Source organism: Achromobacter sp. DH1f, from assembly GCF_000633435.1.
Taxonomy (GTDB): domain Bacteria; phylum Pseudomonadota; class Gammaproteobacteria; order Burkholderiales; family Burkholderiaceae_B; genus Achromobacter; species Achromobacter deleyi.
In genome coordinates, this window is the sequence record NZ_AYMF01000136.1 from 1 (window position 1) to 809 (window position 809).

General features: G+C 69.3%; 1 protein-coding gene. It reads right to left on the reverse strand.

Annotation, left to right across the window (positions count from 1 at the left end):
- Positions 1-751, reverse strand: a 751-nt coding sequence (locus U858_RS0133440) for a HAMP domain-containing protein (RefSeq protein ID WP_025141390.1), incomplete at its 3' end; no start/stop codon positions are given.
- Positions 752-809: the final 58 nt, after the last annotated feature.

The window sequence follows — 809 nt, forward strand, 5'->3', positions numbered from 1 at the left end:
GCGGCGTGCGCAGTTCGTGCGCCACGTCCGCATTGAAAGCCTCGAGCTGGTTGTAGGCGCCTTCCAGCCGCGCCAGCGCGCCGTTGAAGGACGTGGCCAGGTCTTCCAGCTCGACCGGCAACGCGGCCATGCTCAAGCGCTGCGACAAGGCGCTGGGCCGCAGCGCCCGGGCCTCGGCCGACAGCCGGTTCAGCGGCCGCAGGCCCAGCCGGGCCACCCAGAACCCCAACAGGCCCACCAGCAGGATCGCGGTCAGCGACAGCCCCGCCATGGCCCACAGGAAATACCGCAGCGTGTGCGCATACGGCGCCGAATCCATGCCGACGATCAGGCGCACCCGCGGCCGCTGCTGAAACGGTTCGACCGTGACGGTGATGGTCAACAGCGCGTTCTCGCGGTCGGGCAGCGTGATGCTGCCAAAGCCATCGGCGCGGCGTTCCAGCCGGTCGATGTCGGCCAGCCCCTTGCCGTATTCATAGGCAGGGTCGTCGGACAGCACCCAGAAGCGCAGGCTGCCGTCGGCCGGCGTCAGGGTATCGAGCTTGGCCTTGAAGCGGCCCCAGCGTTCCGGGTCGCCGCTGCGGGTCAGGGAATAGCTGACCTCGTGCGCCGTGGTGCGCAGCGCGTCCTGCTGGATGCGGTCCAGCTGGCGGTCCAGCACGCCGTACAGCGCCACGCCCGTCAACGCGAAGGTCGCCGCCGCCGCCACCGCGAACATGGCCACCAGCCGGGTTTTCAGCGACGATTTCATTCGGGCGACTTCATTCGGGCGACTCGCCGTCGCGCAGTTCCAGCACGTAGCCCATGCC